Annotated in this window: 18 protein-coding genes and 1 other RNA gene; all 19 read right to left on the bottom strand. The window is 27.5% G+C overall.

The features are described from left to right. Positions 1 to 3 precede the first annotated feature (3 nt). The gene (gene lysS / locus STABA_RS00100; protein ID WP_156005254.1) at positions 4 to 1,512 is read right to left on the bottom strand and encodes a lysine--tRNA ligase; all 1,509 of its coding nucleotides are present in this window, start codon (positions 1,510 to 1,512) and stop codon (positions 4 to 6) included. Then, on the bottom strand, positions 1,502 to 2,497 hold the full coding sequence (gene dusB, locus STABA_RS00095; protein WP_156005251.1) for a tRNA dihydrouridine synthase DusB: 996 nt from the start codon (positions 2,495 to 2,497) through the stop codon (positions 1,502 to 1,504). Before dusB ends, lysS begins: the two co-directional genes overlap by 11 nt. Next, the gene (locus STABA_RS00090; RefSeq protein WP_156005248.1) at positions 2,497 to 2,811 is read right to left on the bottom strand and encodes a DUF1904 family protein; all 315 of its coding nucleotides are present in this window, start codon (positions 2,809 to 2,811) and stop codon (positions 2,497 to 2,499) included. Before STABA_RS00090 ends, dusB begins: the two co-directional genes overlap by 1 nt. Before the next feature lie 28 nt (positions 2,812 to 2,839). Then, positions 2,840 to 3,820, bottom strand: a complete 981-nt coding sequence (locus STABA_RS00085; RefSeq protein WP_425505170.1) for an ABC transporter ATP-binding protein — start codon at positions 3,818 to 3,820, stop codon at positions 2,840 to 2,842. 315 nt (positions 3,821 to 4,135) lie between these two features. Beyond that, a complete protein-coding gene (locus STABA_RS00080) occupies positions 4,136 to 4,996 on the bottom strand; it encodes an Hsp33 family molecular chaperone HslO (protein WP_156005245.1) in 861 nt (286 codons plus the stop codon). 80 nt (positions 4,997 to 5,076) lie between these two features. Further along, entirely contained in the window at positions 5,077 to 6,978 is a 1,902-nt protein-coding gene (ftsH, locus tag STABA_RS00075; RefSeq protein WP_156005242.1) for an ATP-dependent zinc metalloprotease FtsH, read from the bottom strand. Between the two features lie 41 nt (positions 6,979 to 7,019). After that, positions 7,020 to 8,165 (bottom strand): tRNA lysidine(34) synthetase TilS, encoded by a 1,146-nt coding sequence (tilS, locus tag STABA_RS00070; RefSeq protein WP_156005239.1) that lies wholly within the window; start codon positions 8,163 to 8,165, stop codon positions 7,020 to 7,022. Then, on the bottom strand, positions 8,166 to 8,894 hold the full coding sequence (locus tag STABA_RS00065; RefSeq protein WP_156005236.1) for a tRNA1(Val) (adenine(37)-N6)-methyltransferase: 729 nt from the start codon (positions 8,892 to 8,894) through the stop codon (positions 8,166 to 8,168). Next, positions 8,894 to 9,640, bottom strand: coding sequence for a hypothetical protein (locus STABA_RS00060; RefSeq protein ID WP_156005233.1), 747 nt, complete (start codon positions 9,638 to 9,640; stop codon positions 8,894 to 8,896). Before STABA_RS00060 ends, STABA_RS00065 begins: the two co-directional genes overlap by 1 nt. Then, positions 9,633 to 10,271 carry a dTMP kinase gene (gene tmk / locus STABA_RS00055; RefSeq protein WP_156005230.1) on the bottom strand — a complete coding sequence of 213 codons (639 nt, stop codon included), beginning with the start codon at positions 10,269 to 10,271 and terminating at the stop codon, positions 9,633 to 9,635. Before tmk ends, STABA_RS00060 begins: the two co-directional genes overlap by 8 nt. Positions 10,272 to 10,286: 15 nt before the next feature. Next, positions 10,287 to 10,859, bottom strand: coding sequence for a toprim domain-containing protein (locus STABA_RS00050; protein ID WP_156005227.1), 573 nt, complete (start codon positions 10,857 to 10,859; stop codon positions 10,287 to 10,289). Position 10,860: 1 nt separating this feature from the next. After that, positions 10,861 to 12,753 carry a DNA polymerase III subunit gamma/tau gene (gene dnaX, locus STABA_RS00045; RefSeq protein WP_156005224.1) on the bottom strand — a complete coding sequence of 631 codons (1,893 nt, stop codon included), beginning with the start codon at positions 12,751 to 12,753 and terminating at the stop codon, positions 10,861 to 10,863. Positions 12,754 to 12,780: 27 nt separating this feature from the next. Beyond that, entirely contained in the window at positions 12,781 to 13,209 is a 429-nt protein-coding gene (locus STABA_RS00040; RefSeq protein WP_156005221.1) for a nucleoside deaminase, read from the bottom strand. A gap of 19 nt (positions 13,210 to 13,228) precedes the next feature. Then, positions 13,229 to 13,316, bottom strand: an RNA gene (gene ffs, locus STABA_RS00035) — signal recognition particle sRNA small type. A 156-nt stretch (positions 13,317 to 13,472) separates the two neighbouring features. Next, positions 13,473 to 14,738, bottom strand: coding sequence for a serine--tRNA ligase (gene serS / locus STABA_RS00030; RefSeq protein ID WP_156005218.1), 1,266 nt, complete (start codon positions 14,736 to 14,738; stop codon positions 13,473 to 13,475). A gap of 4 nt (positions 14,739 to 14,742) precedes the next feature. Beyond that, entirely contained in the window at positions 14,743 to 17,178 is a 2,436-nt protein-coding gene (gene gyrA / locus STABA_RS00025; RefSeq protein ID WP_156005216.1) for a DNA gyrase subunit A, read from the bottom strand. Between the two features lie 15 nt (positions 17,179 to 17,193). Next, a complete protein-coding gene (gyrB, locus tag STABA_RS00020) occupies positions 17,194 to 19,092 on the bottom strand; it encodes a DNA topoisomerase (ATP-hydrolyzing) subunit B (RefSeq protein ID WP_156005213.1) in 1,899 nt (632 codons plus the stop codon). A 53-nt stretch (positions 19,093 to 19,145) separates the two neighbouring features. Further along, entirely contained in the window at positions 19,146 to 20,270 is a 1,125-nt protein-coding gene (dnaN, locus tag STABA_RS00015; protein WP_156005210.1) for a DNA polymerase III subunit beta, read from the bottom strand. 130 nt (positions 20,271 to 20,400) lie between these two features. Then, on the bottom strand, positions 20,401 to 21,729 hold the full coding sequence (gene dnaA, locus STABA_RS00005) for a chromosomal replication initiator protein DnaA (protein ID WP_170264718.1): 1,329 nt from the start codon (positions 21,727 to 21,729) through the stop codon (positions 20,401 to 20,403).

Raw genomic sequence — 21,729 nt, 5'->3', positions numbered from 1 at the left:
AAGTTACCCTCTTGGTTTCATTTGTGGGAATAATAATACATCTTTAATTGATTCTGAGTTAGTTAATAACATAACTAATCTGTCAATTCCTATTCCGATTCCTGCAGTTGGAGGCATTCCATATTCTAATGCTTCAACAAAATCAATATCCATATCATTTGCTTCATCATTTCCACTTCTCGCTTCTTTTAATTGATCTAAAAATCTCTCATATTGATCAATTGGGTTGTTTAACTCAGAAAAACAGTTCGCATATTCTCTATTAACAATAAATAGTTCATATCTTTCTGTAAATCTTGGGTCTTTGGGGTTTGCTTTTGCTAAAGGTGATATTTCTCTTGGGTGACCATAAACAAAAGTTGGTTCAATAATTGTTTCTTCTACAAATTCTTCATAAAATAAATTAATAATATGTCCTACTGAGAAATGATGTTTTTCAACTTTTATACCTTTTTCTTTTGCTATTTGTAAAGCTTCTTCATATGTCATTTCTTTTCAAAAATCTACACCAGTAATTTCTTTAATAGCATCAACCATATGTCATCTTCTAAATGGTTTTCCTAAATCTAAATCGTGTCCACCATATGATAAAGTTGTTTTTCCATTAACTTCCATTGCGCATTTTCTAATTACTTCTTCACATAAGTCCATCAAAAAATACATATCTTTATATGCAACATATAATTCTATTGAAGTAAATTCAGGATTATGTCTTGTACTTAAACCTTCGTTTCTGAAGATTCTTCCAATTTCATAAACTCCTTCGAATCCTCCAACAATACATCTTTTTAAATGTAATTCTGTTGCGATTCTTAAATAAAACTCACTGTCTAACGCATTGTAATGTGTACAAAATGGTTTCGCTGCCGCTCCACCACTTAGAGAGTGTAAAATTGGAGTTTCAACTTCCATATATCCTTTATCATCTAAATACTTTTGAATTGTTCTAATAATTTTTGTTCTATTTATAAATGTTTGTTTTGTTTCTGGATTAACAATTAAATCAACATATCTTCTACGATATTTTTCTTCAATATCTGCTATCCCTGCATGTTTATCAGGTAATGGTTTTAAAGCTTTTGTTAATAAAATAGCTTCTTTAACTCTTATTGTTATTTCCCCATGGTCTGTTTTCATCATTTTTCCTGTAACTCCAATGATGTCTCCTAAATCTAGGTTTTTAAAGTATTTAAATTCTTCTTCTCCAATTTCATCTTGTCTTACATAGATTTGAATCATTGCTTCTTGGTCTTGAATATTTGCAAAAATTGCTTTACTTCCTGCTTCTCTAAAGAATCTAATTCTTCCTGCAGTAATTACTACATCTGTTTTGTTGGCCAATTCTTCTTTATTAAACTCTGAGAATTGATCGATTATTTCTTGAATTTTGTGAGATCTATCAAAAATTGTGTTTAAATACGGATCTCTTCCATCTTTTACAAGTTGCTGATATTTTTCTCTACGAATAATCTCTTGTTCACTAAAATCTCTTTCCAAATTGTTATCTTTCATAATTTTCTCCTGTTTCTGTTTCATATATTTTAAATATATTATATATATCATTCAAATTTTCAATTTGTATTGCTTTTTGTTTCATTTCTTGAATGATTGTATTTTTTCCTAGTCTTGCAAGATACCACAAAATTTGCTTCCGCATTTCCCTTATTGCAAACTCTTCACCACGCATCTCAATTAATAAATCTGTATGCCTTAAAATTGTGTTTTTAATTTCTTGATAATCAGGTTTTTCTAATTCCTGACCTGTATCTAAATAGTGTTGAATTTCTCTAAAAACTCACGGATTTCCTTGTGCTGCTCTTGCAACCATTATTGCATCGCATCCAGTTTCTTCTATCATTTTTTTTGCACTTGGACCATCAACTACATCTCCATTTCCTATTACAGGAATTGATACAGCTTCTTTTACTTTTTTGATTCAGCTTCAGTCTGCATTTCCATTGTAAAATTGATTTCTTGTTCTTCCATGAACAGCTATTGCTGATGCACCGTTTTGTTCTGCTATTTTAGCAAGTTCCACAATGTTCTTATTGTTTTCATCCCAACCTATTCTCATTTTTACAGTAACTGGTTTAGAACTATTTTCAACAACTGCCTTTATAACTTCTCCCACACGTTCTGGAAATTTTAATAAGTTTGCTCCTGCTTGGCTTCTTTGAGCAACTTTAGGAGCTGGACATCCCATATTTATATCAATAATGTCACAATCTGAAAATTCTTCAACAATGCTTGCTGCTTTTACAAATGAATTTACATCAAAACCAAAAATTTGTAAGGTGATTGGGTGTTCAAGTTCTGAAACTTCGATCATGGTTTTAGTTTTTTGATTATTATGAACCAAACCTTCAGTACTTACCATCTCAGCATAAACAAGAGATGCTCCCTTTTCCTTACAAATTATTCTAAAAGCAGCATTTGTAGTTCCAGCCATAGGACCTAAAAATACCTTGCCTTTAATATCTATGTTTTTAATTTTCATTAATCAATGACGTCTCCATTAATATATAAGAAACTATTGATTTCTGTAAACTTAACATAAATGTGCTTAGATAATGAGCCAAAAAATTCTTGAATATGCATTGTTACTACTTCTTGCTTCAAGGGTCTACCCTTTCATTCAATTGAGACATAAATTGCATCCTTATCATAACCGTTCCCAATTAACTTTGTATCTTCACATCAAAAAACAAACTGTTTTACATCAGCATTAACTAATTGTGCTATTTCTCCAACCTTTTTAAAATATTCTTGTACTTTTTCTTCAGGTACACCTCTAAAAGTAAATAATGGCATATTTAATATCTCCTTAAATCTCTTTAAATTATGATCAATCTATTTCAGATGGTTTTTTAGGATTTGAGTTATGTGCTAACTTATCTATTAAACCATTTCTAACATGAATTACTGTATCTCCAATTTCTGCAATGTTAGGGTTGTGAGTAACAATAATAACAGTTGTTTTAAATCTATTTTTAACTTCTAATAAAATCTCTAAAACTTTTCTACCCATTTCTTCATCTAACGCCCCTGTTGGTTCGTCTCCAAAAAGGATTTCTGGGTTTTTAGCTAAAGCTCTTGCAATAGAGACCCTTTGTTGTTGTCCCCCTGACATTTGGTGAGGGTACTTATTCATCTGTTCTTTCATACCAATTGTTTCAAAAATCTCTTCAATTGTCATAGAGTTTTCTGTTGGTACACTTAAGTTTTCTCCCACTTCTGCATTTTCTCTTGCAGTTAAGTTTGAAAGTAAGTTATATTGTTGAAAAATAAATCCAACATTTTCTCTTCTAAATTTTGTTAAATGTGAGTCTTTTAGTAAAGTTAGGTTATGACCTACCGAAAAAACATCTCCTACTGTAACCTTGTCTAAACCAGAAATTGAGTTTAGTAAAGTAGTTTTCCCAGATCCAGATGGACCTAAAATAACTATAAATTTACTTTTTTCAATTTTTAAATCTACACCTTTTAAGATTTGAGTTACCATATCTCCATTGGTATATCATTTTTTAGCTCCATAAATTTCAATTGCGTATCTACTAGTATCTGGACGATTTCCTGTTGTTGAAATTATATCTCCATTTAAAATATCTTTAGAATACTTACTAGTTAATTGCTTTTGTAATCTAATTCTTGTTTTATGACCTTTTAGTCCAGTTTCTTTAACTTCTGGAAAGTTAACAACTTTGAATGCTCCACCTTTTTTAGCTTTTTTCTCTTTATATTTTTGTGCTTTTGAAAGAATTTTTTCCTTTGCTTTAGAGTCCTTAGCATCTTTTCTTTCTTGTTCTGTTAATTCTGGTAATCATTCAGTTTTAGTTTTTGGAGTCTTTGGTGCTTTTGGTTGTTTACCATTGGGTTTCAATGGTTGTCCATTAGGTCCTAAAGGCATTTGACCATTTGGCATTATTGGTTGTCCCATAATTGGTTGACCTTTTGGTCCAATTGGTATTTGACCATTTGGCATTATTGGTTGTCCATTAGGCCCCTTTGGTTGTTGATTATTTAAATTATTGTTGTTGGGATTATTATTTGGATTTTGACCCCTATTTGTATTTTGATTTGACATAAAACACTTCCTCTATTCAAATTAAATAACGTCTAATGTATTATATCATAATTAATTTATTAAGTTTTTCAAATCTTTTGAATCAATATTGTATTGCTTTTTACAAAAATCACAAATAACTTCTATAATTTCTCCCTTGTTGTATGCATTTGAAATTTCTTCTTGCCCAAGCAATTTAATTGAGTCCATAACCTTTCGAACATCACATGTACATTCAAATTTTAAAGGTTTTACTTCTAAAACTTTTGCATCTTGACAAATATCTTTCAATAAAGATTCGTAGTTTGTTGAATCAACTAAAGTTTTTTTTAAGTGTTCTAGAGATCCAACTTTTTTTTCAATAAAGTCAATATCTTCATCTTTAAATCCTGGCAATAACTGTATTATGATTCCACAGGCTTTTTTTATAGATCCATCATCATTGATTTCTACAGTTGTAGTTATCAATGAATTTATTTGATCTGATTGTTGTAAATAATACATAAAGTCAATATTTATTTCTCCTGAAACAAGCTCTACTCTTGATGTATAAGGTTCTTTTTCTCCATTATCTCTAGATATTTGTAAAAAACCCATCTTGCCAACTGCTTGAGATAAAGGACTACCTTTATTTTCTTTAATTAAAGAAATATCAAAGTTTGGATTTTCAATATATCCTCTAATTGAATCATTTTGGAATTCTGCGATTATCGATCCAACTAAACCCATTCCGTTAATGTTTGTAGTCATTTTACTTCTATCTTTAATACTTATACTTAATAAAGCATTCGCAATAATAGTTCTTCCTAAAGCAACAGAAGCTAAAGGGTTACTTTTTTGTAATTTTATTATTTCATCTAAAGCTTCAGATATATCAACAATAGCTATTTTGACGTTTCTTTCTGAGCTAGTTGCTCTAATTTCCATATCCATAAGTTTTCCTCCAAAAGTTTTACATAAATTAATTATAAATAAAAAAAACCTCTCATAACAAGGTTTTATAAATATTAAGATTATTTTTTTGTTTCGTCCTCTTCATCAGGTTCAAATTCTAAAATTTCTCCTGCTTCACGTTTTTTATCTTCTTTAGCTTTTCTTTCTTTTTCTAAAATTACTTCATTAGGTAATTTGTTATTTTTTTCAATGTAATCAATTTGCTCTGCTGTAATTGTTTCTAAAACTCTTAACGACTCAGCAATTAACTCAAGTAATGGTTTGTATTCATTAATAAGTTTAACTGCGATTACATAACTTTCATCTAACATTCTACTTACTTCTTGATCAATTTTATAAGCTACTTCATCTGAGTAAACTCCTTTTGTTTGACCATATGCCTCTTCAGCCATTGTTAAGTATTTTGTTAATCCTAATTTAGACATACCAAATTGTGTAACCATTTTTCTTGCAATGTTTGTGGCTTTATCTAAATCATCATGTGCTCCAGTTGTTACATTATCTTTCCCAAAAATAATTTCTTCAGCAGCTCTACCTCCAAGATAACCCGCAATTGCTGCAAATAAATCTTCTTTTGAAGAGAAATTAGATTCATCTTTTGGAGTCATAATAGTATATCCTCCAGCATTTCCACGGGGTATAATTGTAACTTTTTGAACTTTTGATGCTGATCTAAGTTTTAATCCAATTAAAGCGTGACCTGCCTCATGATAAGAAACAATTTGTTTGTCTTGTAAAGTCATAACTCTTGATTTTTTTGCAGGTCCTCCAACAACTCTATCAATAGCTTCATCAATATCATTGATTGTTATCATTTTTTTCTTTTCTCTAACAACTAAAATTGCAGCTTCATTTAAAACATTTTCTAACTGAGCTCCTGAAAATCCTGGGGTTCTTTCTGCAATACGTTTTCAATCAATTTCAGGTGAAACTGATTTATTGTTCGCATGTAATTTTAAAATAGCTTCTCTTTCTCTAATATCTGGAAGAGAAATTTGAATAGTTCTATCAAAACGTCCTGGTCTTAATAAGGCAGGATCTAAAACATCAGCTCTGTTAGTTGCAGCCATAACTATAACTCCAGAGTTTGTACCAAACCCATCCATCTCAACTAGTAATTGGTTAAGAGTTTGTTCGCTCGTTCCTAACCCCATTGATGAATTTCTTTTTCTACCAACAGCATCAATCTCATCTATAAAAATTATACATGGTGCTGCTTTTTTTGCATCTGAAAATAAATCTCTAACCCTGCTTGCTCCAAGTCCAACAAACATTTCTTCAAACTCTGATCCAGCCATTGAGAAGAATGATACATTAGCTTCTCCAGCTACGGCTTTTGCAAGTAAAGTTTTTCCTGTTCCAGGAGGACCTTCCATTAGGACTCCTTTTGGAACTCTTGCTCCCATTTGAGCGTATTTATTTGGATTTTTTAAATAGTCTACAATCTCCACTAGTTCTTGCTTTTCTTCATTGATACCTGCTACATTTTTAAACTTAACGTCAGATTTTGTTTCTCTGGGTCTTTGTTTGTTATTACCAAACATATTTCCGCCCATTCCTCCACCTTTCATCATGCTTGAAAACATTCATATGTAGAATAATATAAAAATAAGTGTTGGAGCTAGACTTATTAGTAACTGTTGTCATCCATTCCCCGCTGTATAAGATAGCATCATATCTGTTAGACCTAAATCTTTAAATGCATAATAGTCTTTTTCATCTATTACAGCTGTAAATTTAAACAATTTACCATTTTGTTCATAATAACCACTTAATACATAAATACCATTTCCTACAGAGTTAACAGATACCTGACCTCTAATTTTTGAAGCATTTTCGCATAAATCACTATAATTTCATTTTGTTGCATTACCTTTTTGGAAGTAATATATTGCAAATCCAACCGCTAATGCAATCATTATAGTCAATAAAATTAAAAGTCATTTTTTCTTATTCTTCATTTATATTTCACCTTTTCTAGGACATTATTTTGATTTTATCATTAATTCATAATATTTTTTATAATCTTATTTTTTTTATCATAAATTATAGGTTGAAAATATCTCTTGTAGTAACTTGTTTTATTTTTTTTATAAAACTCACTTAGTTTTTTATTGTTATATAAGAGGTCTAACTTATGTTTTTGTCAGTCATTTGTGATAATTAATGAGCCATCAAAATCTTTTAAATTTATAGATGGTTCAAAATTTTTTAAATCCTTTTCTGTCAAATCATTAATTTGTTTATCTAAAACTTCATAGTTGAATAAATCTATACAATAAATGTTTTGTCTATCTTTAATCAAAAGTAAATTTTCAATCTTAACTCGTACAAAACTTTTTGTAGATTTTATTTGTTTAATTGTTTCTTTTAAAGTGTTTTTTTTTCTAGAATAAAAAATTTGTCCAAAACCTTTTTGTTCTAAAAAAGAAAACAATAGTCTTTGATTAAAAGATTCATCCCTATTGAAGTGAGCTTGTTTTAATTGTCCGGCTAAAATTTTTTTAATCTCAATGTTAATTTTATTTAGCTCTAAATTTTTAAGATTTTTTTCTTCTAATAGTTTTATAAAATCGTCTTCATTCAAAGTGGCTCTTATAGAGTTTCTAAAATATTTAATATCACAATTAGTTGAATCGGTTGCATAATCAATATTGTTTTCTTTTAAGTATTTTAATATTTGACTTTTTTTTGTATCAATTATTGGTCTCATAACTTTTTTGTCTTTATAAAAAGTTTCTTTTTTTATACCAAAATAACTTGATAAAGCTTTTTTTTGTTTTTGCATTAAGTAAGTTTCAATGTCATCATTCATATTATGAGCAATTAAAATTTTATCAAAATTATTTTTTTCTAACTGATCTAAAAAAAAGTCATATCTTTCTTCTCTTGCTCATGCTTCAAAATTTTTTTTTAAATTGTCATAATCAATGTTAATGTTTTTTATTAATAATTTTATTTTATTTTTTTCGCAATATTTTTTACATATTAACATATCAGTAGTTGAATCTTTTCTAAAATTGTAATTAACATGACAAGCGATTATTTTGTTTACATTAACTTTTTTTATTAAATTATCAAGTAAATAAATACTATCTGGTCCACCAGAAAGTCCAACTATGTATTTCTTTTTATTACAGATTCTCATTTAATCACCAAATATTTCTAAAACTTCATTTGTATAACTTTCATCATCATTGTGAACATATAAGTTATTCAAAATTTTTATTCCTGAATTACCATCATTAATTGCATCTATCAAAACTTTTTTAGGTTCTTGATTTTGTTTTGAACAAACAAATCTTAAATTCTTTAGACTAAAATTATTTTTTTTGAGTAAATAAATAATTTCATCTAGACGTTCTGCTAAATGTACCATAACAAATCTTCCGCCATTTTTTAGACCAACTTTTGCAGAATAAATTATCTCTTCTAAATTTATTAGCAATTCATGTCTTGCAGGAATTAAATTTTTGCTTTTTTTATTTAAATTTGATCCTTTACTAATTTTAAAAAAAGGAGGATTACAATAAATAACATCAAAAAAATTATTTTTATCTTTAACAAAAGTTTTAATATCTTCGTTTATAATTTCGATTTTATCAGACAGATTATTTATTAAAATATTTTCACAAGCTATGTCACAAGCTTCCTTTTGAATTTCTATTCCATAAATCTTTGCGTCTTTTCTTATATATTTTGAAAGAAGCAAAGGTATTATTGCATTATTAGTTCCAAAGTCACAAATTTTTTTATCTTTTACTTTTGGAATATAAAACTTGGCTAATAGGACAGAATCTAAACAAAAAGAAAAGTGTTTTGTATCTTGAAAAATTTTTAAGTCTTTAAAGTTAAGTACTTGATTTAAAACTTTCATTACAGCACCTCATAAATTTTTATAAATAAATTTTCAATTAATAAACTTGAGTATGAAGATTTTTTTAGTTCTAAAATTGTATCTAAAAACAAAGTTGCAAGCTGTGTATGTTTTTTTATAATTATGTTTTGAAAAACAGATTCTAAAATATTAACTTGCTCTTTTTTTTCTAATTTCTTAAATTCATAAGAATAGATTAATAAGTCATCTCTTTTTTTGTTTGTTATAAGTTCTTCCATGATTGAGTTTTTTAATATCTCTTTTCGTTCATAATCTAAAACAAATACTTTGCATCTTGATTTAATAGTTTGTAAAATTTGGTTTCTATCTTTTGTTAATAACAAAGCAAATGTATTTTTCGGAGGTTCTTCTAAAAATTTTAATAATGAGTTAGCAGAAGTGTCTGCTAAATTTTCTGCATTTGAAATTTTATAAACTTTTTTCTCTTCTCCGCTAATTGAAGAGCTGGAAAATACTGTTATTAGTTCTAAAATTTTTTCTTTTTTAATTGACTCAGTACCATCACCAATTCTCAAAATATTAAAAGTTAAATTATTTATAACCTTGTTACAACTTTTACAATTATCATTTTTTAATGAGTCATTTACACAAAAAATTATTCTTATAAATTCGTTTGCTAGATCTTCAAGTAAATCTTGATTGTTACACGAAAATATAATTGAATGATAAATCTTATTCTCGTTTTTTAATTGCAACAATATTTTTAAAATTTCATTTTTAGTCATTATGGTTAGAAATTAAATCTCCAATAGCATTATCTATAATAAATTTAACTTGTTGTAAAACTTCATTAATTGGTTTTCTAGAATCAACTATTTTTATTCTTTCTGTATTTTCAGAAATCAACATTTGATATCCTTCATAAACTGATTCATGAAATTTTTGACTTTCTTTTTCAATTCTGTCAGGATTTCTTTTTCTATTTAGTAATCTAATTTGTGCTTCTTTAGGAGTTATATCAAAAAATATTGTTACGTCTGGTTTTGTTAAACCTAAAACAATATTTTGAACTTCTTCAACATCGGCTATTCCAATGTTTCTTGCATATCCTTGATATGCTGAAGTTGAATCCATAAATCTATCACATATAACAATAATTCCTTCTTTTAAAGCTGGAATAATTACATTATCTAAATGTTGTTTTCTTGCTGCGATGTATAAAAGAGTTTCTGTTCAAGGTGTTGGTTTCTGATTTGTATCTAAAATCAATTTTCTTATATCTTCTGCTAGTGGTTCTCCGCCCGGTTCCCTTGTTAATAAAACTCTATGTCCACTCTGAATTAATGAGTCTTTTAACATTTTTGATACTGTTGTTTTTCCAGATCCATCAATTCCTTCTAATGTAATAAATAGCAAAACTTTTTATCCTCTCTATTTTTTCAATGCTTTTCTGTTCTTAATAGCATCTTCTAAAGTTTCTGTATCTATATAGTCTAGAACTCCTCCCAAAGGAATTCCTCTAGCTATTCTAGTAACGCTTTTGGTATTATCTTTTATTTGGTTAGCAATATAATTTGCTGTAACTTCGCCCTCAAAAGTTAAATTAAGTGCCAATAATATTTCTACTTCCTTATTAATTCTAGCAAATAATTCTTTTATTTTTAAACTTTCTGGTTGAAGATTTTTATTTAAATTTATCTCACCATTAAGAATATGAACCAACCCTTTAAAATTACTTTCTAAAATCCTTTGCCCATCTGTTATATAAGATACAACGCATATTAGATTTCTATCTCTTGATGAATCATCGCAAAACTGACATACCTTTTTATATTTATAAAAGTTACAAATCTGACAAACTGAATAATTATCAGAAATTTTATTTATAACTTCTATTAATTTGTCTTTCTTAGAATTACTTGTCATGATCTGGAAAAATATTTTTTTAGCAGCCTTGCTCCCGATTCCTTCAAACTCTTTTAAAATTTCAATAATTTCATCCATATTAATCCACCACTTTTATATTTAAATTTAACAGTTTTTTCGCTCTTTCTAAAAAGACATTTTCTGTTTCCACTTTTTTTAAGCTTTTATAAAAAGTTTCAACATCTATTTTTTTATAATTGTTATGTAAAATGTTTGCATCTTTTTTATATGTATATTCTTCTCTAATGTGGTCTCATCTTTTTTTATCAATACAAATTATAGCTATTCTTTTATTTATAACTTTAAAAATGTTTTCTCTAAAATTTTTGTCTTGGAGCTTATCGTTAATTCATTTAGAATTTAGATTTTCTTCAACCACCATAATAACTGCATCTTCATTTCCAGCTCTTATTTTTACTTTATAAAAACATATAAAGTTTTGTAGTTCTTCAATATTATTTAAATTATTATAAATTAAATTACCAAATAATTTTTCATATGTTTTTCTTGCTTCTTTATTTGCTCCAACTAAAACGTTTAAAATTTGATCGTCTTTTATTTCAAATTCTGTTTCTAAAGACTCAACTTCTTTTTTCAAAATTGCTAATTGAAGTCTGTATAATTTTGTTTCTTCATCAGTTATATTTAAAATTACTTCAAGCTGACTATTATCTCTTTTTTCATCTTCCTTTTGCTTTAACATTGACTGCGTTTCTACTTCTTGATCAGTTATTTTTGTTTTAACTTCTTTTTCCTTTTCGTTTAATGTTTGTTTTTCTACAACTACAGATGTCACTTCATCAACAGATTCTTCTAAATTAGAATTGAAAGTATTTTGATTTTGGTTTTTAACAATCACTCCGTTTGATTTGTTATCTACACTTATAAGTGTAGATAGTTCAGCAACGGTTTTCAGTATGCTTATCAAAATATACTGATAGCTAACATTTGAGTTTTTTGTTTTACTAAAAGCTTCAGAAATATTTTCAGCTAATAAAAACAAATCTTTTAAATTCGTATTCTCAAAAAACTTTATATCTTCGTCGTTTAATACTTTCAGGTGTTCTTTTTCATTTGTCATTTTTATTGTTATAAGTTCTTTTACAATATTCAATATTCCTAAAATTGTTGAGTTAAAATCCAAACCTTGATTGTTTGCTTTTTCAAAGTAAGTAATAATTCCTTTCACATTTTTATTAAAAACATTTTTTAAAATTTCAAGTTTTTCTTTTTTTGTTGAAATGTAAAAAACTTTTTTTAATTCTTCAATTGTAATTTTTTCTTTTGCTACTGTCAAAGTTTGTTCTAAATAATTTAACGCGTCCCTTAAAGATCCATCAGACATATAAAAAATTTCTTCTAAAGCCTCGTTGTCAATTTGAGAATTTTCTTTTATTGTTATTTCTCTAATCTTATTTTCTAATGATTTTTTTGCTATTTTTTTAAAATTAAACAACTGGCATCTTGAAACAATAGTTGCGGGAATTTTAGAAAACTCTGTTGTGGCTAAAATAAAAACCACATGGCTTGGTGGTTCTTCTAAGGTTTTTAACAATGCATTAAAAGCAGAGTTAGTTAGCATATGAACCTCATCAATAATATATACTTTATATTTTGATATTGCTGGTAATGTTGACACATTTGCTTTTATGTTTCTAATTTCATCAACACCATTGTTAGATGCTGCGTCCATTTCAAAAATATCTGGATGAGAGTTTCTATCAAATTCTATACAACTTTTGCATTCATTGCATGTTTTGTTATCTATTAAGTTTTGACAATTTACAATCTTTGCAAAAATTTTCGCAATTGATGTTTTTCCGGTTCCTCTTTGACCAGAGAAAAGAAGAGCGTGCGGATAATTGTTTTTACTAATTTGAGATTTAATGATCTCTTTTATTCCTTCATGACCTGCAACTTCATCTAAAGATTTTGGTCTATAAATTCTATATAAAGATTTTTTATTTTCCATTTACCCTCCTTATTATTTATAATAATTTTACCTATTATTCCGAAGTTTTTTAAAAAATTCTTTTAGGATAATTTCAAAGTCTTTATTCTTACTTGATAGTATTTTTAAAAAAATTATATTTGTTTTAAATCTACTATAATCTACTTTTAAGTTATCTAGGAAATAAAATACAGATTTTATGTTAGCTTGTTCAATTGCTGCCAAACACATTAAACAAGGTTTCAAAGTTACAACCATGTTAAATTCTGATAGGTTTTTTGATTTACTTTTTCTATAAACTTTATTAATTGCTTTAATTTCAGCATGACCTGTAATATCTTTATTTTTAAATCTAACGTTTCTTGCTGAAGCATACATTTTTTTGTCCTTAAAAATTAAAGCAGCTACAGGAACGTCTTTTGATTTTTCACATTCTTTTAACTTTTCACTTAATTTATTTCAAACTTCATCTATCATATATTAAATTTCTCCAAATAAAAAAGTCACTGTACAAGGCACTAGATTCTTATGGCTGCTACCTTCCGGTCCTGACCAGGTTCGAACGTCACCCTTACAATGACATACTAATATTACCATAAAAAACTTTTATTACATATAATCTTTAATTTTATTATTGTTTCACGTATGAATAACAAGCGATTATGTCACAAACAATTAACAAATAAAAAATGTTTCACGTGAAACAATTAACAAATAAAAAATGTTTCACGTGAAACAATTTATTTAATATAACTTTCTTTATTAAAGTAAGGTCTTAATACTTCTGGTAATACAAGTTTTTCCCCGTCATAATTGTTTTCTAAAATAGCTGCAAACAATCTATCTATCGCTAATCCAGATCCGTTTAATGTGTGAACGTACTCTGTCTTACCTTCTTCATTTTTAAATCTTGCCATCATTCTTCTTGCCTGAAAATCTCCACAGTTTGAGCATGAAGATATTTCTCTAAACTTGTTTTGATTAGGAAATCATACTTCTAAGTCATAGGTTTTTTGAGATGCAAATCCAACGTCTCCTGTACACAATTCAACTACTCTATAAGGAATATTAAACATTTTTAAACAATCTTCTGCATCAAGTAACATTTTTTCTAGTTCTTCATCAGAATTTTTCGGTTCACAAACTTTCACCATTTCAACTTTATTAAATTGATGAAGTCTAATCATTCCTTTAGTGTCTCTTCCAGCACTTCCTGATTCTCTTCTAAAACATTGAGAGAATGAAGTTAAATACATGGGAAGTTGTTTTAGATCTAAAATTTCATGTCTAACAACATTAGTTAACGATACTTCTGAAGTTGGGACTAAAAATTGATTATCTACTTTATAAGCATCGTCTTCAAATTTTGGTAATTGACCAGTTCCTAGCATATTTTCTCTATTCACAAGAATTGGTAAAGACATTTCCTTATATCCTTTATTTGTGTGTCTATTAATTAAGATGTCTGCAATAGCTCTAACCATTTTTGAGCCTTTTCCAGTATAAGCTAGAAATCTTGATCCAGAGATTTTAACTCCTAATTCAAAATCTACAAGGCTTAGTTTTGTTGCGATATCTCAATGAGCCTCGGAATCTTTTTTTAATCCTGGTTCCAATCATTTTTTTATTTCGATGTTTTCCTCATCATCTTTTCCTAATGGCATGTTTTTGTTTGGTACATTAGGAATTTCTAGCATTAAAGTTTTTAACTCTAAGTCAATTTTGCTTTGCTGTTTATCTAACAAATTAATTTTTTCATTTGTGCTTGCAATTTCATTTTTTAATTTTTTAATTTCATCATTTTTATTTTCTCTTGATAAAACACCAATTTTTTTTGAAACTTTATTTTTTTGTGCTTTTAATTCTTCTACTTGTTTGATTATATCTTTTCTTTTTTTATTTATCTCAATTATGTTTTTTAATTGCTTTTCATAATTAGTTTGTCTTTTGTTCAATTGTTCAAGAACAAAATCAAAATCATTTTCAATTCTATTAATATCTAACATTTACTTAAACTCCTTTTTTATATTCAACAGTAGTTGCTGTAATATATTCACCATCTTCTAATCCAAAACCAATTACACCGATTGAATTTCTAGATTGTAAATTAATATCTTTTGCTTCTATTTTTATAATTTTTCCTTTTGAAGAAATCATTATAAGATCATCCGAATCTCTAATGGCATGCATAGATTTAAACTTACCTGTTTTTTCGTTCAATTTCATCCCAGCAATTCCTTTAGATCCTCTTCCAAAAATATTATATTCACTTATTAAAGTTTTTTTCAGTATTCCAGTTTCTGAAATAGTTGCTATGATATCATTTTTATAATTTGTAATAGCTTTTGTCACTTCATCATCATTATCTAAAGTTATTCCTTTTACTCCAACTGATGATCTTGATATTGGTCTCACATCATTTTCATCAATTTTTAAAATTTTTCCTTTTTTAGAAGCTATAAGAACTTCGTTTAAACCGGAGCTTGGAACTACTGAAATTAGTTCGTCACCTTTATTTAAAATGATTGCAATTTTTCCATAATTGTTAATTCTATCAAATTCTTCAATAGGAACTTTTTTAATAGTTCCTTTTTTTGTAACGAATATTAAATACTTAAATTTCTTTTCTTTATTTTTAAAAGAAAGAATTGTTGTGATTTTTTCTGACGAGTTTATTCCAATGAAATTTATAATTGGAAGTCCTCTTGAAGTTCTTGTAAATTGAGTTATATTGTAACCTTTGATCTTATAAACTTTTCCTTCATTAGAAAAGAATAAAACATCATCTTTTGTTTTTCCAATTTGAGATATCACAATATTATCTTCAGGATAAGAGTTTATAATTATTCCTTTTCCACCACGTTTTTGTGATTTAAAATCTTCAGAATTCAATCTTCTAATATATCCATTCTCTGTAATTGTGATAAACATTTTTTGATCTTGAATAAGTTCTTCTTCTTCAATTTTGGTTTGCGACTCGTTAATAATTTTTGTTCTTCTTTCATCACCAAACTTTTCTGAAATTTCAATTAGTTGTTCTTTTAAAATTCTATTTTGTTCTTCTTTAGATTCAATTATTTTTTCTAACTCAGCCAATCTTGCTTCCATGTTTGAAATATCTGTTTCAATTTTTGCACGTTCAAGTCCAACTAACCTTTGCAATCTCATATCTAAAATTGCTTTAGCTTGTCTTTCATCGAAACCAAATGCTTCATTTAAAGATTTGTAAGCAACTTCGTTTGTGTTTGATTCTCTAATTATTTTTATGATCTTATCGATATTGTCTGCATCCAGTGCAACTCTTAATGCATACAATAAGTGTAATCTATTTTTTATCTTATTTTTTTCAAAAACAGATCTTTTTAAAATTACATTAATTTGATGTTTAACATAAAGTTTAATTACATCTTTTATATTTAAAACTTCAGGTATTCCGTTGTTCAAAGCTAACATGTTAATTGCAAAACTTGTTTGCAAACTTGTATATTTATAAAGTCTTTTGATAATCAATTGAGCGTTTGCAGAACTTGAAAGATCTAAAACAACTCTTATTCCTTCATAGTTAGATTCATCTCTAATGTCTGTTATTCCTACTATTTGTTTATTTTTATACAACTCAGCAATTTTTTCCACAATTCTAACTTTGTTTGTTTGATATGGAATTTCACTTATTACTATTCTTTGTTTTTTTTCTGTGTCTTCAATATCAATTTTTGCTCTAACAATTAAATTTCCTTTACCAGTTTTATAACCTTCAATCATATTTGTACCATTAGTCATAAGCGCGCCTGTTGGAAAATCTGGACCTTTAATAAATTCTAAAATTTCATCAATTGTAATTTCGTTATTTTCAATGTATGCAATTATTGCACTAATAACTTCTTTTAAGTTATGAGGAGGAATGTTTGTAGCCATACCAACCGCAATACCAGTTGCTCCATTTACTAAAAGATTTGGAAAGTATCCTGTTAAATACTCAGGTTCTTTTTCTGAAGCGTCATAATTATCAATATAAGGAACTGTTTCCATATCAATATCTTTCAATAACATTGAAGATATTTTTGAAAGTCTTGCCTCAGTATAACGCATAGCAGCAGCTCCATCGCCATCAATTGATCCAAAGTTTCCGTGACCTTCTACTAATGGATAACGATATGAAAAGTCTTGCGACATTCTAACCATTGCTTCATAAACTGAACTATCACCATGTGGGTGATACTTACCAATTACATCCCCAACGATACGTGCCGATTTTTTATGTGGAGTATCTGATGTAATTTTTAAGTCATTCATTGAATATAAAATTCTTCTTTGAACAGGTTTTAAACCGTCTCTTAAATCAGGAAGTGCACGACTAACAATAACGCTCATTGAATATTCTAAAAAATCTTTTTCAACTTCATCTTTGATGTCGATCTCCAAGATTGTTTCTTTGCCATCAACCATCTAAACTCCTCCTTACTATATATCTATATTTTCTACAAACTGTGCATTTTCAGTAATAAAATTTCTTCTCATTTCAACGTTTTCTCCCATTAAACTAGAAAAAACTTCATTAGCCATGAATGCATCATCTACTTTAATTTGAATCATAGTTCTTCTTGCTGGATCCATTGTTGTTTCTCACAACTGGATAGCATCCATTTCTCCAAGACCTTTATATCTTTGAATTATGTATTTTAAATCTCTATATTTTTCGTTTTTTAATTTTTCTAACTGAGCATCAGAATAAGCATAGTCAATATTTTTTCCTGATTCAATTTTATACAAAGGAGGTTGTGCTATATAAATATTTCCATTTGTAATTAACTCTTTCATATAACGATAAAAAAAAGTTAAAAGTAATATTCTAATGTGAGCACCATCAACATCAGCATCAGTCATAATTACAATTTTTTTGTATCTTAATTTTTTAAGATTTAAATCTTTTTTAACTCCTGTACCAATAGCTGCAATTATTGATTGAATCTCATTATTTTCAAACGCTTTTGCTTGTTTTACTTTTTCTACATTCAAAACTTTTCCACGTAAAGAAAGAATAGCTTGATACTTTCTATTTCTTCCAATTTTTGCGCTCCCACCAGCTGAGTCTCCTTCGACTAAATATAATTCAGATTCTTCAGCATCTTTTGATTCACAGTCTGCTAACTTTCCTGGTAAAGAAAAATTATCTATTGCAGACTTTCTTCTAGTTTCTTCTCTAGCTTTTTGAGCTGCTTTCCTTGCTTTTTGAGAAATTAAAATTTTATCAACGATACTTTTTGCGTCACTTGGATTTTTTAATAAGAACTCTGTAAAATTTTCATATAAAACTTGAGATACTGCTTCTTTAGCATCAGTATTTGAAAGTTTAGCTTTTGTTTGCCCTTCATAAAGTGGATCAACATGTTTAATTGATATAACAGCACATAACCCTTCTTTAATATCATCAAATACAAACTTATTTCCTTTAAAGTTTTTTTGAGAACCAACATATGAGTTAATTGCTCTTAATAACGAAGTTTTGAATCCATCTTCATGAGTTCCGCCTTCGCTTGTAAAAATATTGTTACAGAACGAGAAAATATTTTCATCATAGTTATCATTATATTGAATCGCTATTTCAACATCAATTCTATTAATGTTGTTGTTAACATAAAAAATTTCTTGACTAACTTTTTCTTTACCACTATTAATTTCTTTAATATAATCTTTAATCCCATCTTCAAAACGATATGAAAGATGTTTTGAATTTTTTTGATCTATAAGATTTATTTTTAATCCTTTATTTAAAAAAGCGAGTTGCTTAATTTTTGTTTGAATAATTTTGAACTCAAATTCAACAGATTCTTTAAAAATTTCTGGATCTGGTTTAAACTTTATAATTGTTCCATTTTCTTCAGTTGATCCAAGTTCTTCTAATGAAGTTGCTTTTGTTCCTCCATCAGAAAATAATTGACGATATGTTTTGTTATCTCTCATAACAATTGCTTCAACATATAAAGATAATGCATTAACCACACTTGCTCCAACTCCATGTAATCCACCAGAAATTTTATATGCAGATTCATCAAATTTTCCTCCAGCATGCAAAACTGTAAAGATTGTTTCTAAAGTTGTTTTGTTTGTTTTTGGATGGATATCAATAGGAATTCCTCTCCCGTTGTCTTTAATAATAATTTCATCGCTTAATGTCATTATTATTGTGATTTCATCACAAAAACCTGCTAACGATTCATCAACAGCATTATCTAAAATTTCTCATATTAAATGATGAAGACCGTTTTTGTTGGTATTTCCAATATACATTCCCGGTCTCTTACGAACAGCTTCAAGCCCTTCAAGAACTTGAATTTGGTTAGCGCCATATTTGTTTGACATAATGATATTCTCCCACTATTGCTATTATATCATTTTTGGGGCGCTTTCCTTGCTTAGTTAGAAAACATAGGTAAAATTATCTGACTTAATGATAAATCTTCACTAGAAGCGATCATAATCGGTGTTTTTGAGTCAATAAAACTAATTTCTACAACTTTTGTTTCAAAACTTTTTAAAGATTCTAAAATAAATTTTGAGTTAAAATAAATATTTTGATTGTCTAATCCTCTTAGTTCAAAGTTTTTAAATTCTTCTTCAAAACTAGCTATTTGTTGAATATTTGATTTTATTATTATAGTTTCCCCGTCAAGTATGAAATTTACAACAGTAGAGGTATTTTCTTCACTCGGAATATCAGCTCTAGAAATTAATTTAAAAAACGCTTTATTTTCAACATAAATTGTACTATTAAAATCAGTCGGAAATACTCCTTTAACATCTGGGAATTGTCCTTCTAACAAAGTTGATTGAATAATTGTGTTATTTGAAATTATAGTTATTAAACTATCATGAATCATAATTTTGGTTTTGTTTTTATCATTTAAAACTTTTATAATTTCAAAAACACTTTTAAAAGGAACGTTAGCTGATAATTTTTCATCAACAGATCTATCTAAAACAATTTTTTTTCTAGACACTCTATAACCATCAGTTCCTGTTATATAAAAAATACTTTCTTCTGTTAAAAAATTCAAACCTTGTAAAACTATTTTTTGATTTCATTCATTTACAGAAATAATCGTTTGATTCAAACCTTTCTTAAACTCAGCTGTATCTATTTCAAAAAATTCTCCCGTTTCATTAAAAGTTATTTGTGAGAAATCGTTTTCATCTAAAACATTTAAAAGAAACTCTGAATTTTCTCCAGACAAAGTAATTATATTTTTTTCGACTTTATTAATTGAGATTATCTCGTCATCCATTCTTTTTAAAATCTCAATAAAATTTTTTCCTCTTATTAAAAATGATCCAACTTCTTTTATTTCTAAACCTTCTTTATTAACAAAAGTAGACGTTTTAATAGACACAGAGGTATTTGTTGAGACCAAAGAAATTTTATCAACCTCAACTTCAATAAAAATCGCTGTATATGATGGAACTGAAGATTTATAATCAACAATTTTATTACACTTTGATAATTCTTCAATGAAATAATTTCTATTTATCTTAAAAAACATTTATACCTCCACTATTAGATTCTATTTATTTTTTATTATTATTATATTGTTAATAAGTGGACAAATCATAAAACCTTTAAAATAATAAGTTTTATGAATAACTTAATAACAATACAAAAAGTTATTAACACTATGAAGTAATTTCTTTTTTTATTTTAGAAACAAGGTTTCTAAAAACTTTATCCTTTTTAAGATTTGCTTCAATTTTCTTAAAAGCGTTCATAACTGTTGTGTGATCCTTTCCTCCAAAAGACACACCTGTCTCAGAGTAGTTTTTCTTCAATACATCAACTGTTAGAAACATGGCTAAGTGTCTTGCTGCAACAATTTTTTGTAACCTGTTTTTAGTATCAATTGAAGAAGGAGAAATACCATAGTTTTGAGCAACAACATTTTTAATTTTTTGTATTGTAACTTCTCCGCCAGGAGCGAAAGAATAATCAGAAAGAAAATCTGTAACTTTTTCATCTGTAATTAAAATTGACATATCGATTTTATTTTGAATTAAAGCAAACTCAATTTTATTGATAGCTCCCTCAATTTTTCTTACATCGGACCCATAATAAGAAGAAATGTACTTTTTTGCTTCATCAGATAAGTTAATATTTGAAACCTTAGATTTATAATCGACAATATTATACGCTGTTGTAGCATCAGGTTTTTCAATTTTAACGTTTAAACCCTGACTAAATCTTGAAACAAGTCTTCTATCAAAACCATTTAAGGCTTCTGCATATTTATCTGAAGTTATAACGATTTGTTTGTTGTTTTCGATAAAAGAATTAAAAAGCTCAAAAAATATCTCGTTTGTTTTATCACTATTTGCTAAAAATTGAATATCATCAATTAATAAAACATCTAAACTCGATAACCTATCTTTTGTAGATTCTATTTCTTGAAAACCACCTTGTAAAGAATCAATTATTTCTTTTCTAAAATCACCAGAAGTATAATATTTAACGCTAAAGTCATCATTTTTTCTGCACAATTCATTATTGATTGCTTTTAATAAATGAGTTTTTCCCAAACCAGAATCTCCAAATATAAAAAGCGGGTTTCATTTTGTACCAACGTTTTCAATAATTGCTTTTGTAGCATTTAATGCAGTTATATTACTTGACCCAGAAATAAAGTTTTCAAAAGAAAATTCTTTACTTTTATTACTTTTTTGCTTTTTAACAGCATTTAAAAAAGACTTTTCTTTTTCAAATTCCTCTTTAGTTAAAAAAGAAACATCAACGTCTTTTTCTAACAAAAAACTGACATGCTCATTTACTTCTTTTATGATGTATTCAAGATGTTTTTTTGCAATTTCACTAGCAACAACAATTGCTAAATCGTTTTGACCGAGTGTTTGCAATAAAGCTTTTTTAACATAATCATCATAAACATTAGGATCAACAAGATCTGAAGCCATTAACCACTCTTTAACTTTTTTTCATAATTCAGAATTTGTCAT

The sequence above is a fragment of the Spiroplasma tabanidicola genome (genome assembly GCF_009730595.1).
In the GTDB taxonomy this organism is placed as follows: Bacteria; Bacillota_I; Bacilli_A; order Mycoplasmatales; family Mycoplasmataceae; genus Spiroplasma_A; species Spiroplasma_A tabanidicola.
The sequence above is the reverse complement of the archived record's forward strand: the minus strand, read 5'-3'. Positions and strand labels throughout refer to the sequence as shown.